Source organism: Deltaproteobacteria bacterium, assembly GCA_016874775.1.
In the GTDB taxonomy this organism is placed as follows: Bacteria; Desulfobacterota; Binatia; order Bin18; family Bin18; genus VGTJ01.
Genome location: VGTJ01000158.1, coordinates 1 through 14,979, shown reverse-complemented (window position 1 = coordinate 14,979; position 14,979 = coordinate 1). Strand labels below are relative to the sequence as shown.

The 14,979-nt window shown below is 53.1% G+C and carries 13 protein-coding genes; 12 read left to right on the top strand and 1 reads right to left on the bottom strand.

Annotated elements, in window-relative coordinates:
- The first annotated feature begins 193 nt into the window (after nt 1-193).
- Nucleotides 194-463: a response regulator transcription factor gene (locus tag FJ147_22055; protein ID MBM4258569.1), complete on the top strand. Its 270-nt coding sequence runs from the start codon at nt 194-196 to the stop codon at nt 461-463.
- 17 nt (nt 464-480) lie between these two features.
- On the opposite strand, the gene FJ147_22050 is transcribed toward FJ147_22055, so the two are convergent.
- A complete protein-coding gene (locus FJ147_22050) occupies nt 481-1,119 on the bottom strand; it encodes a hypothetical protein (protein MBM4258568.1) in 639 nt (212 codons plus the stop codon).
- A gap of 279 nt (nt 1,120-1,398) precedes the next feature.
- On the opposite strand from FJ147_22050, the gene tilS reads away from it, so the two are divergent.
- From tilS to FJ147_21995, 11 genes are all read left to right on the top strand, one after another.
- Nucleotides 1,399-2,802, top strand: a complete 1,404-nt coding sequence (tilS, locus tag FJ147_22045) for a tRNA lysidine(34) synthetase TilS (GenBank protein MBM4258567.1) — start codon at nt 1,399-1,401, stop codon at nt 2,800-2,802.
- A 42-nt stretch (nt 2,803-2,844) separates the two neighbouring features.
- A complete protein-coding gene (locus tag FJ147_22040; protein MBM4258566.1) occupies nt 2,845-4,677 on the top strand; it encodes an ATP-dependent metallopeptidase FtsH/Yme1/Tma family protein in 1,833 nt (610 codons plus the stop codon).
- Nucleotides 4,678-4,860: 183 nt separating this feature from the next.
- Entirely contained in the window at nt 4,861-5,637 is a 777-nt protein-coding gene (locus FJ147_22035) for a TIGR00159 family protein (protein ID MBM4258565.1), read from the top strand.
- Nucleotides 5,609-6,580 (top strand): hypothetical protein, encoded by a 972-nt coding sequence (locus tag FJ147_22030; GenBank protein MBM4258564.1) that lies wholly within the window; start codon nt 5,609-5,611, stop codon nt 6,578-6,580. Before FJ147_22035 ends, FJ147_22030 begins: the two co-directional genes overlap by 29 nt.
- Before the next feature lie 17 nt (nt 6,581-6,597).
- Complete coding sequence (locus FJ147_22025) at nt 6,598-7,992, top strand: phosphoglucosamine mutase (protein ID MBM4258563.1); 1,395 nt, start codon at nt 6,598-6,600, stop codon at nt 7,990-7,992.
- Between the two features lie 391 nt (nt 7,993-8,383).
- The gene (locus FJ147_22020; GenBank protein MBM4258562.1) at nt 8,384-9,940 is read left to right on the top strand and encodes an NAD(P)H-hydrate dehydratase; all 1,557 of its coding nucleotides are present in this window, start codon (nt 8,384-8,386) and stop codon (nt 9,938-9,940) included.
- Nucleotides 9,930-10,415 (top strand): tRNA (adenosine(37)-N6)-threonylcarbamoyltransferase complex ATPase subunit type 1 TsaE, encoded by a 486-nt coding sequence (gene tsaE / locus FJ147_22015; protein MBM4258561.1) that lies wholly within the window; start codon nt 9,930-9,932, stop codon nt 10,413-10,415. The genes FJ147_22020 and tsaE overlap by 11 nt, the downstream gene beginning before the upstream one ends.
- Nucleotides 10,416-10,467: 52 nt before the next feature.
- On the top strand, nt 10,468-11,682 hold the full coding sequence (locus FJ147_22010; protein MBM4258560.1) for an aspartate kinase: 1,215 nt from the start codon (nt 10,468-10,470) through the stop codon (nt 11,680-11,682).
- A gap of 7 nt (nt 11,683-11,689) precedes the next feature.
- Nucleotides 11,690-13,321, top strand: a complete 1,632-nt coding sequence (locus FJ147_22005; GenBank protein ID MBM4258559.1) for a citramalate synthase — start codon at nt 11,690-11,692, stop codon at nt 13,319-13,321.
- A 22-nt stretch (nt 13,322-13,343) separates the two neighbouring features.
- Nucleotides 13,344-14,099 carry a serine O-acetyltransferase gene (gene cysE, locus FJ147_22000; protein ID MBM4258558.1) on the top strand — a complete coding sequence of 252 codons (756 nt, stop codon included), beginning with the start codon at nt 13,344-13,346 and terminating at the stop codon, nt 14,097-14,099.
- 106 nt (nt 14,100-14,205) lie between these two features.
- Nucleotides 14,206-14,808: a M23 family metallopeptidase gene (locus FJ147_21995; GenBank protein ID MBM4258557.1), complete on the top strand. Its 603-nt coding sequence runs from the start codon at nt 14,206-14,208 to the stop codon at nt 14,806-14,808.
- The last annotated feature ends 171 nt before the right edge of the window (nt 14,809-14,979 follow it).

Below are 14,979 nucleotides of genomic sequence, written 5' to 3'. Positions count from 1 at the left end.
CTCTTCAATTGTGTCCATTCGGTCATGGTCAGGTCCGTTGGATAAACTCGCGGCAGTGTATTCATCCCTCAAGCTTACCAATCCCTTTTTCAAAACACTCTCTTAGGATTCTTCGCCCGAGGAGTTAGCCCGAGCCATTGAGGTTGTTAGTCAAGGACATTTCTATCTCAGTCCGAGAATTACCAGTGTGGTGATGAACGACTATCTCCGCCAGCTCGGTGGTGAAGGGAGGGTACCGGAGCCACAGGAGCGAGGCCCTTTAAGCCATCTGACACCACGCCAGCGTGAAATTTTACAACTCATTGCCGAAGGGAATTCGACGAAGGGGATTGCTGCCCTCCTCAAGATGAAAATCAAAACCGTTGAGGTGCATCGCGCGCAATTAATGAAACGCCTCGATATTCACGACACCGCTGGTTTAGTGCGCTATGCTATCCGGCACGGTTTGGCCGCGTTGGAATAACCTCAGCAGTGAGTACACTATGTGCGAGTTGGTTTGTCTGGCGGAGCCCAAACGACCTTTTGGCCATTCACGAAGACTGTCGCGCGGGTCAGTAATGCGTGAGCCGAGAGTTTTTTCCCTAGATACTCGCGCAACGATCCTCCAGGAAAATAGAATTTCACCTCTTCAACTGGACCTGGCTCATCCACATGCTCTGCGAGTTCATCTTTTTCTGCAAACGCTTTACAGTGTGAAAGCAAATCAATCATAATCCCATCGGTGGGTACGGTGAAAGTCTCGAAGTGGCTGAGAGCTCTTGCCACCACTTGCTCCCATAAATCCGCGAGCCGCTGGGCTTGATCGGTCGTTTGGGTATTGAAAATCACACCGGTCTCGACTTTGAAGATGAGAAAGCTGATATTCTCGTGCGTCTCCTTGCCGTCGATTCGCACTGTTGCTGTGAGGACAGAACGTTTGTGATGGATACTCGCGTCATTAAGCCAACTCAAGAGGGACACTGTATCAGCTCCGTACAGGTTGTTTAATTCGCGCAGGAGCTTCCCGAGTTCAGGCGAACGATCGGTATTCCAAGGTAACTCATTCCCTCCTTGAGCGTCGACGTGGAAAGGTGCGAGCAAGAGGGCCAAGAGGCCGTATAGATAAAGAAGATGTTTCATAAGCCCTGTATCATGCCGAGCAACGCAGCAGAGGACAAGGACCGGCAGATGCGGTGAATGCCTCGCCATGCCGCAAGCGTTTCTCTCAATTGGACCAAAGAACATTCGTACGCGTGACGCTGAGACGCTGCGATTCTGTCCTTCTGAGCGGAGCGAAGAATCTCTCTGCGAGACCCTTCGTTGCACTCAGGGTGACAGCTCAGGTGGCCTAATCTTTCCTGGTTCGATTTAGTTGTCGGCTACGAGTCCGAGACGCAGATGTGCTAAGGTAGAACGGTTATGGTCACGAGTCGATTACGTCAGAAAATCGGTGCGGCGTTAGACCAGCTTTTGCCAGAAACGCGTAATATCACGCTTGGTGTAGCGGTATCGGGCGGGCCGGATTCTGTCGCACTCCTCGCCGCACTGGTTTCTCTGCTGCCTGTACGCAGCTTCACCTTGCATGTGTTACATGTAAATCACCGACTGCGGTCTGAGGCTGATGACGAACAGCAATTCGTTGAATCTCTCTGCCAACGCTGGCAGATTCCCTGTATCGTCGAACAGCTGGCTCCACCGAGCAAACGCACTGGGATTGAGGCCTGGGCTCGTGAGGCGCGATATCAGTTTTTTCGTCGGATGCGAGACGAGTTGGCACTGAATGCCGTTGCGCTGGCGCATACGCGTGACGATCAGGCCGAGACCGTGTTGTTTCGTTGTTTGCGTGGCAGTGCACGACGAGGATTAGCTGGCATCCCCCCGTTCCGTGACGGTTGGATTATTCGCCCCATGCTTGAGTGTTCACGCCACGACGTCATACAGTTCCTCGCAGCTCAGCAACTGCCCTATGTGACAGATAGCAGCAATACCGATCTCCGTCATACCCGTAATAAGATTCGTCACCGTTTGTTACCATTACTCGAACAAGAGTTTTCTCCGCGGGTGCGTGAGCACCTGGCGAATATGGCGACGGTCTTTCGCGCGGAAGAAGAGTGGCTTGAACAGATGACAACCGCTTCCCGTGCGCGTGTACAAGAGTCCCAATCGGTCCTGTCGCTTACCAGACTTGCCCAGGAACCCGAAGGCTTACAAGTGCGCATTTTACGTCAATGGATTGAGAGCGATCCCGCGATTCATGACGTCAGTTTTTCCCATCTTGCTGGTGTACATGCACTAGCATTAGGGCGGCAACGAACATCCATCGATCTCCCCGGTGGGATGTCCGTGCGGCGCGAGGCGCAACAGCTTGTCCTGGAAAAGAAACCTGCCCTCGCTCACCAGAAATTACCCATGCGTTCCTATCGTTACCCCTTACAGCCCGGGCAGGAGGTCGACGTACCTGACGGGGGATGGCGGGTGAGCATGTCGCTTCCTTTTGCATGGAACGAAGGGACGAGTAATGCCCGCTCCAGGGATGTGTGGCAAGCCTTGTTTGATATAGATGCGTGTCCTGAACAAGTACTCGTCCGTAATTACCAGCCGGGCGATCGGATCGCGCCATTAGGCCTTGGTGGACAAAAAAAGATCCACGATGTGTTCATCGATACTAAAGTTCCTCCTCTGCTCCGACGATCTTTGCCTTTGATTCAGGTGGGCGATCTTCTTGCTTGGGTTCCTGGGTGCGTGCGTGGCGAGGTGGCGAAGATTTCTGTAACGACGCGACGGGTGTGTCGAGTGACGGTTATCCCATTGCCGGAGAAATAAAAACTATGTTAGGCTGTCAGCGTTGGATGAAAGGGGAAAGGAGTGAATAAAGTTTCACACAATCTTGCTTTATGGCTCTTGTTGGGACTCGTGTTCCTGGTGCTGTTTAATGTTTTCAATCGTCAGCAACTGCGCGAGCCAGAGCGTCCATTCAGTGACTTCTATGCCTCGGTCGAAAAAGGCGAGGTTGCGAGAGTCCTCATTCAGGGAAAAACGATCCACTGGGAATTGAAAAACGATGACCGGTTTAAGACGTTTGCTCCCGAAGACCCCGAACTTATTAAGACATTGCGGGAGAAAGGGGTCCGTATCGAAGCCCGACCGGAAGACGGTGAACCGTGGTATATTACGCTACTTGTACAATGGTTCCCGATGCTCCTCCTCATTGGTGTCTGGGTGTTCTTCATGCGCCAGATGCAAATGGGGGGTGGAAAAGCGATGTCATTCGGTAAGAGCCGGGCGAAGTTGTTAACCGAAAACCAACATCGCATTACGTTTAACGATGTTGCTGGGGTTGAAGAAGCCAAGCAAGAGCTTGAAGAGATTATTGCCTTTCTGAAGGACCCTAAAAAATTCACCCGACTTGGTGGTCGTATTCCTAAAGGCGTGTTGTTAGTTGGTGCTCCAGGGACCGGGAAGACACTCCTTGCCCGTGCGATTGCTGGCGAAGCTGGTGTGCCCTTCTTCTCCATCAGCGGCTCTGACTTTGTTGAAATGTTTGTTGGTGTTGGTGCCTCTCGGGTGCGCGACTTGTTCGTGCAAGGCAAGAAACAGGCACCATGCATTATTTTCATTGATGAGATAGACGCCGTTGGTCGGCATCGTGGTGCTGGGCTCGGGGGAGGCCATGATGAACGTGAGCAGACACTGAACCAACTGTTGGTCGAGATGGATGGCTTCGAGACCAATGAAGGTGTGATCCTCATTGCTGCCACGAACAGGCCTGATGTTCTGGATCCGGCATTATTGAGACCTGGCCGCTTTGATCGTCGCGTCGTCGTTCCACGCCCTGATGTCCGTGGACGTGAAGAAATTCTGCGCGTGCATAGTCGCCGGGTGCCTCTTGCTGATGGAGTCGACATCACTCAGCTTGCACGCAGTACGCCTGGGTTTTCTGGTGCTGACCTGGAGAATTTGGTGAACGAAGCTGCGTTGTTAGCTGCACGGAAGAATAAAGATAAAGTTGACATGCAGGACTTTGAGCTGTCAAAAGATAAAGTCCTCATGGGGGCTGAGCGCCGGAGTATGATCCTGAGTACGGAAGAGCGCCGCAGCACCGCCTATCACGAAGCCGGTCATGCCCTGGTAGCTAAACTTATCCCTGATACTGATCCCGTGCATAAAGTAACCATTATTCCGCGTGGCATGGCATTGGGAGTGACCCAACAAGTACCAATGGACGATCGCCATACGTGGTCGCGAGAATACATCTATGATCGAATCGCGATTATGTTTGGTGGTCGGGTTGCCGAAGAGTTGTCTTCAGGGCAGGTCACAACTGGTGCTGGCGATGATATCGAGAAAGCGACGGACCTTGCTCGACGCATGGTGTGCGAGTGGGGAATGAGTGAAAATCTCGGGCCTATGACCTTTGGTAAGAAAGAGGAACAAATCTTTCTTGGTCGGGATTTTACCCAAACCAAGGATTATTCCGAGCAAACCGCTATTGAGATTGATAGTGAAGTTCGTCGCATTCTTAAGGACGCTTACGAACGTGCCAAGCGTTTATTGCGTACGAATCTCGATATTCTGCATAAAATGGCTGCTGTACTGCTCGAGAAAGAAGTGCTTGACGGTAATGAGATTGACGAGATTCTTCGCACCTTCGGATCAAGCAACGGAGTCGCAGGAGAGGCGCAACCTGCGGCCTCGTAAGCGTGCCTTTTGCCAACGCCTGATTGTGGGTGAGTAGGGTCCTTTGGGTAAGGTCTTCTGGGGCGGTGCCAGAACGGCAAACGCTCTAGAGGAATAACGAACACAGGCGAGCTTTCCCGCCAGTCTTTATCTATCACGCGTGGGGTGGCGGTGTGGTGGGCCGCACGCTGGATACTCACGATCATGACTGACCTATTGACTCAGCTTCGTTGGCAAGATGCGGTTGATGTGGCGCTCATTGCCATTGTGGTGTACTGGATCAGCCTGCTGATCCGCGGTACGCGCGCTGTGCAAATGCTGATAGGGCTCGTGATCTTGTTCGGAACCTACTTGCTCTCGCAAGTGCTCGAACTGTATACGCTGAATTGGATTCTCGACAATTTTCTGACCTCTATTCTCCTGGTCATTGTTGTCCTGTTTCAAAACGACATCCGACGGGCGCTGACTGAGGTTGGGCGCAATCCGTTTTTTGGTTTCAAGGAGCAGAGCATGTACGGCCCGATGCTTGAGGAGTTAACCCGCGCTACCTCACGACTTGCTGATCGTCGCATCGGTGCACTCATCGTCCTGGAGCGAGAAGTGGGCTTGAATGATTACATGGAAGCCGGAACGACGATTGATGCGAGACTGAGCAAGGAGTTAGTCGAGAGTATTTTTGTACCTGCTGCACCGATGCATGATGGGGCGCTCGTTATTCGCCGCGGGCGAGTTGCGGCCGCAGGGTGTATTCTGCCACTGACGACGAATCCCAACGTAGCGAAAACCCTCGGGACGCGTCACCGTGCCGCGATTGGTATTACTGAGGAAACCGATGCTGTGGTGGTTGTGGTATCAGAAGAAGGGGGAACGGCCTCACTTGTCCGTGAAGGTCGTATTACTCGAGACCTTGATACTGGTGCATTGAGAACGGCCCTACAACAACTATTTACTCATGAAATGGGACATCAAACGACGCAGTAAACGCATCATCGGCAACGGACGGTTGAAACTGTTCTCGATTGCCTTTGCCTGTGGCTTATGGCTCTTCGTGAACTATGCCGAACGGGATGCTGAGAAGACGCTTGTCGTCCCAGTTGAATTTCACAATTTGTCAACACAATTGATCATTAGTGGCCCTCGTGACGAATATGTCGACCTTCGCCTCCGCGGTCCCCGTTCGTTGTTAGGACAACTGACGTCAAAGAAGATCAAACTCGACCTCAGCGAAGTGCGGCCAGGATTGGCGTCCTTTCGCATTACTGCTGACATGCTGAATCTTCCACGTGGGGTACGCCTGGTCCGTATCAACCCGGCGCAAGTGAATCTGACTATCGCGCAAATCATTAAGCAGATTGTTCCTGTCCAACTGGAACTGATGGGTAACCCACCGCGAGGATATATCGTTAAAGAAACAGAGGTGAATCCGGACCGCATTGAGATAACCGGCCCTGCGCCACAAATCGAAAAAATTCGTACGGTGCTTACTGACACATTAGATTTAAGTCCCCTCACGCAGTCCATGACCCGAGACCTGACTTTGCGTGGGCCAGAAGAAGGATTTGTGTCCTTCAGTCGCGATCGCGTGCAAGTCCGCATTGGGATTGAAGAGGTCATATCGACGCGCGAGTTTCGTCACATCAAGATCGCGGTCAAGAATGACACCTCTCGGGCCGAGCTTCGCCCTGCAACGGCGACTGTGACTGTGCGTGGTCCACAGCGGCTGATCGAAAATTTCGTGCTTAATGAAGAACATGTCTTTGCCGATACGAATGGACAGGGGCCGGGGAGAGTGACAGTTCGCCTCTCTATCGTATTGCCACCGGGGATCGAGTTAGTTGCACAAGATCCCGAGAAGGTGGAGGTCCGATTATTGGACGACAACAAAAAGAAACCCCCGAAACCTCGGAACGATGGCAAAGTCTAAACCTCAGGAGTCCACCGATGACAAGTGCAAAGGGAACAGAAAAAAATGGTAAAGCTACACGTCCACGACTTTTCGGCACTGATGGTATCCGCGGTGTTGCCAATGTTGAACCGATGACTGTAGAAACAGCATTGCGCGTTGGTCGTGCATTAGCTCATACCTTTCGGGCCCATCCAGGGCGACATAAGATCCTCATCGGCAAAGATACCCGTCTCTCTGGCTATATGCTGGAGACCGCATTAGCGTCGGGAATTTGCTCTATGGGGGTTGATGCCTTGCTGGTGGGGCCCATCCCCACTCCTGGTATCGCTTTTTTGACGCGCAGTTTGCGAGCAGATGCGGGTGTGGTGATTTCTGCCTCCCACAATCCTTTCCAAGATAATGGCATCAAAGTTTTCTCACGCGATGGATTCAAACTCCCTGATGAAGTTGAGGATGAGATCGAATCTCTTGTCGTTGATCAGAAGATCGATCATCTGCGACCGACGGCTACGGCGATTGGCAAAGCCCACCGCGTGGATGATGCGCTTGGTCGCTATAATGTTTTTGTGAAATCGGCTTTTCCTCGGCAACTGACACTCGAAGGGGTGAAAGTCGTTATCGACTGCGGGAATGGTGCAGCGTACAAACTGGCTCCAGAAGTATTGGCGGAATTAGGCGCGCACGTGACTGCCCTTGGGGTCGAACCGAATGGAGAGAACATCAATCAAGACTGTGGCGCATTACATCCGCAACACGTGCAGCGACTGGTTCGCGAGACCGGTGCCCAAATTGGCGTTGCCCTTGATGGTGATGCAGACCGGGCCATTCTTGTCGACGAGACTGGAGAGGTCGTTGATGGTGATGCCATCATGGGGATTATCGCGTCAGAGATGCTGCGGAACGGAACGCTGCAGCGCGATACGGTCGTCGGTACGGTGATGAGTAATCTCGGCCTCGAAGTGGCGCTGAAAAAAATGAGTGCCCATTTGGTACGGACAGCGGTTGGTGATCGTTATGTCGTCGAAGAAATGTTGCGAGGCGGGTATAACCTTGGCGGCGAGCAGTCGGGACATATTGTGTTACTGGACGCCAATACAACTGGTGATGGTATGGTGACGTTGCTCACTCTTTTGGCAGTCGTGCTCCAACGTCAACGACCACTGTCAGAACTCAAGAAAGTCGTCCAACGGTATCCGCAGCAGCTTATCAATGTCAAAGTCCGCGAACGACGTGATCTGACGACGGTTGAGCCTGTCGCCAAAACAATGGCACGTATCCAGGGAACACTTGGAGAACGTGGGCGTCTCCTGGTGCGCTACTCCGGAACCGAGCCGCTCGTGCGAGTGATGGTTGAAGGTGAAGATGAGACGGTCGTACAGACCTGCGCTGAGGAAGTTGCGGAGACGGTTCGCGTGCATCTTGGTGCATAAATCTCTCGCTGACGATGATGAAATACATGGAGGGGCGAATAACCTTTGCCTCTCCATCGAACCACCAAAGTTGAGCATCCGAAATCGGATCACAGGCCATTCGGACACGTGATGCGCAGACCTCTCGCTCCTGTCATTCTGAGCGGAGCGAAGAATCTCTCTACGAGACCCTGCGTTGCACTCAGGGTGACACCGCTGTTGTACCAATCTGCTGTGGTTTGATGTAGTCCTATTGCTTTGAGTGAAGCGAAGGGGCTGTCAGTGAGATTCCGCGGTTTTCTCTTGCTTCCCCTTGATCTCTGTTGCCCAAGTCAGTATTCCCACCTGGGTGGAGAACTCCGAATCGCAAAACTCTCAGCTCGCCTCGTTGTACCTGGTCACGGCGCAACAAATGCGCGAGTTAGATCGGTTGACGATTGAACATGGAACCCCAGGCCATGTGCTCATGGAACGTGCAGGTGCTGGCGCGACTGCCGCGTTACTCAGAGCTTTTCCTCATTTACGCAAGAAGTCGGCTCTTGTGGTTGCTGGTAAAGGCAACAATGGTGGTGATGGATTTGTCATGGCACGACTGCTGAAAAAGGCAGGCCTGTCGTGCGAGGTCGTTCTTACTGCCAAAAAGAGTGAAGTGAAAGGCGATGCGCTACGCAACTTGCACGCCTTTGCGCGTATGCGTGGCCGTATCAGTGAAGTGACTACGACTGACCAACTCGACATCGTACGGAAGAAGTTGAACCGTTGTGGTCTCGTTGTCGACGCGTTACTTGGTACTGGCCTGAGTGCGCCGGTGCAAGGGCTGATGGCCGAGTTAATCGCTATGCTCAACGCAAGCAATATCCCTGTTATCGCTGTTGATACCCCGTCTGGACTCGATACTGATCATGGAGTGCCACTGGGAGCATCCATCCATGCTGCACTGACAGTGACCTTCGGCTATCCAAAACTTGGCCTGGTGCAGCCGTCGGCACTGCCGTATGTCGGACGGTTAGAAACGGTCGATATCGGCATTGCGCCCGCAGCGCTGGCGGCTGTCAGCCCGCAAACCATGCTGCTCTCGCATGAGTCGGTTGGGGCACTCATACGACCACGTACGGTGGATTCCCACAAAGGCGATTTTGGCCATCTGCTCGTACTTGCGGGTTCACGCGGAAAGAGTGGGGCTGCGCTTCTCAGTGGTGGTGCTGCCTTACGCGTAGGAACTGGATTAGTCACCCTTGCTGGGCCAGCTTCGCTGAACAGCATTTTTTCGACAGCTTTGATTGAAACGATGACCATCCCGATGCCTGAGCGAGAAGATGGTAGCTTTGCACTGGATGCCCATGCCCTGGCTGATGCGGTCCGAGGGAAAAGCGCTATCGCCTTTGGACCTGGCATTGGAGTGTCCAATGACACGATTGGCGTGTCTCAATGGCTCTTATCGAACAGTACGGTTCCTTTACTCATCGATGCCGATGGGCTCAATTGTCTGGCGACAGACCTGTCGGGGCTTCGTCAAGCGAAGGTCCCAGTCATTCTCACTCCGCATCCTGGAGAGATGGCACGTTTGGTGAAAGTCAACAACGCTGAGGTGCAGTCGCAGCGATTAGACCTGGCCCGAAACTTCGCCCGTGAGTATGGTTGTTACTTGATTCTCAAAGGATCACGAACAGTGATTGCTACCCCTGATGGAAAAGCCTGGGTGAACCCTACCGGTAACCCTGGCATGGCAAGTGGGGGTATGGGCGATGTATTGACAGGAATCATTGGCGGCTTATTGGCACAAGGGTATCCTCCAGCGCTGGCCTGTCAGCTTGGTGTCTTCCTGCATGGCTATGTGGGGGATCGTGCGGCCGAGGAGAAAGGGGAGGTGGGAATCATCGCGCGCGATCTGATCGATCGCTTACCGGATGGGATACGTGCCTTACGTCTCGGTGGCCAAACAGTTACAGTGACAGGGCATGACGTATGAAATAATAGTGAACTCTGCCGAGGAAACAAAAGCTTTTGCTGCTCGCTTCGCGCAGTTGTTAACACCTGGTGCCATAATTGGGCTGGATGGTGATCTTGGTGCCGGGAAAACGTGTTTCGTCAAAGGGCTGGCAAGCGGGCTCGGCCTTGACGAACATGACACATACAGCCCGACCTTTACTCTGATCGCGGAACATTATACGGGAAGACTCCCGCTGTATCACATCGACCTCTATCGTTTAGAAGGCGGGGACAGCGAAGGGCTTGGCCTTGAAGAGTACCTCTTCGGCAATGGTGTGACGACCATCGAATGGTTCCAGTATCTTTCCGTCGGTATCGTCACGGAATACGTATTAGTGGCCCTGCGCATCACCGGAGAAGAAACACGAGGATTGACGGTGACGGCTGTTGGGAAACGGTACGAACAAATGCTGCAACAGCTACTGACAGAGCAGGCTGTGGCAGGTAAGGTATAAGCAATTTGAGAGCGGTACCTGCACCGCTCTTATTTTTATTCAGGTTCACTTTATGTTGGTAGTGCAAAAATACGGTGGGACATCAGTTGGTTCAGTTGAACGGATCAAGGGCGTTGCCAAACGCGTCGCGGCCACTCGTGATGCCGGTCATCACGTTGCTGTGGTGGTTTCCGCGATGAGTGGGGAAACCAATCGTTTGCTGGCGTTAGCAAAGGAAGTGTCGGCGCAACCCAATGAGCGTGAAAGCGATGTCCTTGTCTCGACAGGCGAGCAGGTCACTGTTGCTTTGCTCGCGATGGCACTCAAAGATATGGGCTACCCGGCGTTCTCTTTGCTGGGACATCAAGTCCACATCGAGACTGACAGTGCGCATGGTCGAGCTCGTATTAAAACGATCAAGACCGACCGGCTCATGTCTGGCCTTGAACAAGGAAACATCGTTGTTATTGCCGGTTTCCAAGGGGTGGATGAGAACGATAATATTACCACCCTTGGTCGCGGTGGGTCGGATACGACCGCGGTGGCTATCGCCGCGGCGGCTAAAGCTGATGTGTGTGAGATTTATACCGATGTTGATGGTGTCTACAGTGCTGACCCACGCATCTGCCCACAGGCGCGTAAACTGCACCGCATTTCCTACGATGAGATGCTCGAACTTGCCAGTCTTGGCGCAAAAGTTTTGCAGATTCGTTCCGTTGAGTTCGCCAAACGCTATCAAGTGCCAGTGCATGTGCGATCGAGTTTTTCGCCTGATGAAGGTACGTGGCTAGTCCAAGAGGAGCCCAGCATGGAAGAAGTAACAGTTTCGGGAGTCACTTCCGATCTTGATCAAGCAAAAATTACGCTGCTGCATGTCCCTGATCGTCCAGGGTTAGCCGCTAAGGTTTTTGGTACGATTGCGGCTGAGAATATCGTTGTGGATATGATCATTCAAAATGCGAGTGCCGATGGCTCAACCGACATGACCTTTACGGTACCAAAAGGCGACGCGCCAAAAGCACTCTCACAGATGAAGGCCCTGATGGCAGAGGTCGGTGCACAGGGAGTGAATTTCGATCCTGATGTGGCGAAAGTGTCGATCGTCGGGCTGGGGATGCGGAGTCATGCTGGTGTTGCTGCCCAGATGTTTCAACTCCTGGCCCGTGAAGGCATCAATATCCAGATGATTTCGACCTCAGAAATTAAGATTTCGGTTGTGGTCGCAGCGAAGTACACGGAACTTGCAGTTCGTGTCTTGCACGATGCCTTTATTCCCGGAGCGAAGTGAGGGGTTCATGAAACGTATTGCCTTATATGACACGACGCTACGAGACGGCTGTCAATCAGAAGATGTCTCTTTGACGCTTGAGGATAAACTGCGGATCGCCGAGAAACTGGATGCCTTCGGGATTGATTTCATCGAGGGGGGGTGGCCAGGTTCGAATCCACGAGATGAAGAGTTTTTTCATGCGGTGAAGAAGCTCCATTTGCGTCACGCCAAAGTGGCCGCTTTTGGCTCGACACGGCGAGCGAATATCGCTGCTGGTGATGATCTGAACATTCGTTTGCTGCTCAAAGCTGACACCCCAGTTGTGACTATCGTTGGGAAGACATGGGATCTGCATGTCCGTGACGACCTCCGTATTTCTAAGAAAGCCAATCTGGAAGTTATTAGTGATTCCATTGCGTACCTCAAAAAGCGTGTTGATCAGGTCTTTTTTGATGCTGAGCATTTCTTCGATGGCTATGCGGCGAATCCTGAATACACACTTGAATGCGTGAAGGCTGCGGCGCAGGCCGGAGCCGATATGCTCGTGCTCTGCGATACACGTGGTGGCCGCATGCCGCACGAGATCTGTGCGGCGATCACAGCGGCACAACAGGCGACGGCCACCCCGCTCGGGATTCACTGCCATAACGACTGCGAGATGGCAGTGGCGAATTCTCTGGCGGCAGTCGAAGCGGGTGCGATCCAGGTGCAGGGAACGATTAACGGGTTTGGCGAACGTTGTGGGAATGCCAATCTCTGTTCGATCGTGCCAAACCTGCAAATCAAACTAGGCTATCACTGTGTGAGTCCTAAGCAGTTGCAGACCCTGGCTGAGTTGTCACGCTTTGTCTATGAACTTGCCAATGTAGAGCCGAACAAGCGTCAGGCCTACGTCGGTGGCAGTGCCTTTGCCCACAAAGGCGGGCTGCATGTCGCAGCCGTACAAAAGAACCGGGAGACCTACGAACACATCGATTCAGAAATCGTTGGCAATCATCAGCGTGTGCTCGTGTCGGATTTGTCCGGGCGGAGCAATGTGGTGTATAAAGCCAAAGAATTTGGCTTGGATATTGAAAGCGCCGCCCCAGCGGTGAAAACCATTCTTGACGAAGTCAAACGCTTGGAGCACATGGGCTATCAGTATGAAGGTGCGGAAGGATCATTTGAGCTGCTCATGCAGAAAGCCCTGAACGGACAGGTGCGCCACTTCCGCTTGATCGGTTTTCGGGTGATCGATGAGAAACGGAAAGAAGACGAACCGCCGCTTTCCGAAGCGACGATCATGGTCGAAGGACCTGATGGTGCCGTGGAACATACGGCGGCTCAGGGGAACGGGCCAGTAAACGCGTTGGACCGTGCGCTGCGCAAAGCGCTGACAAAGTTCTATCCGCAGCTCGAACAAGTCGAACTGCATGATTACAAGGTTCGTGTATTAGGTGATGGGCAGGGCACTGGCTCAATGGTGCGGGTCTTGATCGAATCCGGTGATGATCATGATCGTTGGGGAACGGTGGGGGTATCACCAAATGTGATAGAAGCGAGCTGGCAGGCGTTGGTCGATAGTATCGAGTACAAATTGTATAAGGATAAAAAGGCGAAGGGACACCCGATCCCACTGTCCGATCGTTCCTCAGCCTCTGGACGCGGCAAGGCTTAGGAACAGGCTTCCGAAAGAATTTATGTTTTTGCAAGAAGTCCGAGAAGATATCCGCGCGGTATTTGAACGTGATCCGGCAGCCCGCTCTGCTTGGGAAGTGGTGTTCGCCTATCCAGGATTTCATGCGGTATTGTGTCACCGACTTGCGCACTGGCTGTGGGAGCGAGGGTTCACGACTATTGCTCGTGTCGTCAGCAATATCTCACGTTTTTTCACTGGGATTGAAATTCATCCAGGTGCTCGTATCGGGCGCCGGGTGTTTATTGATCATGGGACTGGGGTTGTCATCGGAGAAACGGCAGAAGTTGGTAACGATGTGACGCTGTACCAAGGCGTATCGCTGGCCGGGACCAGTACCGAGCGTGGGAAACGCCACCCCACTATTGAAGACTGGGTGCTCGTTGGGGCCGGAGCGAAAGTTCTCGGACCAATCACTGTTGGTCGTCACAGTCGTATTGGTGCAGGGTCGGTAGTGGTGCAATTCGTACCTCCGCACTCCACCGTCGTCGGTATTCCAGGCAAGGTAGTGAAAGAGAGTGGCCGCCACCAACCTTCAGGAAAACCAGTGATTGATCTCGATCACGCCGACCTGCCAGATCCGGTAAGCCGTGCACTTTCGGCGCTACTCAATCATGTGGAGAAACTGGAACAGCGCTTGGACGAGGTCACCTCGCGACAAGGGTCGCTGGAGAACCGATTCGCTGAAGGTGACGAAGAGTTACAACGGGTCCGCATGTTCCTGAAAAATGGCACACATGACGTGAGTCCGAACGAGTAGTGTGTTTCTTGACACACTCCGCAATCGCCTTGACAATAGAGCCCTCTCGGTTGTTGCATGGACTTCAATATGCATGGAGACATAGCGAACGTGTGCTGAGGAGGATGTGGTTGTGGGATGGTGGTGGATAAGAGTACGACTTGGGATTCTACTGTGCTTGTGTGTGATCGTTGCTTCGTGTTCATCGCAGCAAGCGCGCTCACGATCATCTCAGAAAGTGACCTCCCTCGCGAAGGAGAAACGGTCTAACCAGAGAGGGCTCAACGGACGGCCTGACTACGACGAAGATTTCAACTTCCCGCGTGATGGGAGAAACGGTCTGAGCTGGCCGGTTGAGGGGCGCATCACCTCAAAATTTGGACCACGACGTGGCAGTTCTCACGACGGTGTGGATATTGCCGCTCCGCTAGGTACGCCGATTTTGGCAGCAGCGAGTGGTGAAGTCCTCTACAGTGGAGCCTTGCGTGGCTATGGCCATATTGTGATTCTTCGCCATCGTGGTGGTTATGCCACGGTGTATGCCCACAACCAGAAAAATCTCGCCCGAGAAGGCGAGATGGTTCGCCGTGGACAAGCTATTGCTCGCGTCGGCCAAACTGGCCGCGCCTCCGGCCCGCATCTGCACTTTGAAGTACGTAAAGACAACCTGGCGCGAAACCCCCTACGATACCTTCCCGAAGACCGGCGTACAGTACAGCAAGATCGCTAGTACCGTGTCTCATAACTTCGTGAGCAGTTGTAGGGCGTGCGCAGCCATCCCTGTAAAGGTCGGTTGACTACCGTCGCATCGCCAGAATCCGCGCAGTCGATACGTGCGTTTGTTTTTTGCCACTCAGTTTGTGAGGTACTGGCTTCTTCGGCCCGCGTTTGGACTTGGTGT

Bases quoted from the DNA above. Each gene is read 5' to 3' on its own strand.
- FJ147_22050 (MBM4258568.1), bottom strand. From the start codon at position 1,119: ATGAAACATCTTCTTTATCTATACGGCCTCTTGGCCCTCTTGCTCGCA.
- FJ147_22030 (MBM4258564.1), top strand. From the start codon at position 5,609: ATGAAATGGGACATCAAACGACGCAGTAAACGCATCATCGGCAACGGA.
- FJ147_22005 (MBM4258559.1), top strand. From the start codon at position 11,690: ATGAAACGTATTGCCTTATATGACACGACGCTACGAGACGGCTGTCAA.
- FJ147_22025 (MBM4258563.1), top strand. From the start codon at position 6,598: ATGACAAGTGCAAAGGGAACAGAAAAAAATGGTAAAGCTACACGTCCA.
- FJ147_22020 (MBM4258562.1), top strand. From the start codon at position 8,384: ATGCGCGAGTTAGATCGGTTGACGATTGAACATGGAACCCCAGGCCAT.
- tilS (MBM4258567.1), top strand. From the start codon at position 1,399: ATGGTCACGAGTCGATTACGTCAGAAAATCGGTGCGGCGTTAGACCAG.
- FJ147_22055 (MBM4258569.1), top strand. From the start codon at position 194: ATGAACGACTATCTCCGCCAGCTCGGTGGTGAAGGGAGGGTACCGGAG.
- tsaE (MBM4258561.1), top strand. From the start codon at position 9,930: ATGACGTATGAAATAATAGTGAACTCTGCCGAGGAAACAAAAGCTTTT.
- FJ147_22035 (MBM4258565.1), top strand. From the start codon at position 4,861: ATGACTGACCTATTGACTCAGCTTCGTTGGCAAGATGCGGTTGATGTG.
- FJ147_22010 (MBM4258560.1), top strand. From the start codon at position 10,468: ATGTTGGTAGTGCAAAAATACGGTGGGACATCAGTTGGTTCAGTTGAA.
- cysE (MBM4258558.1), top strand. From the start codon at position 13,344: ATGTTTTTGCAAGAAGTCCGAGAAGATATCCGCGCGGTATTTGAACGT.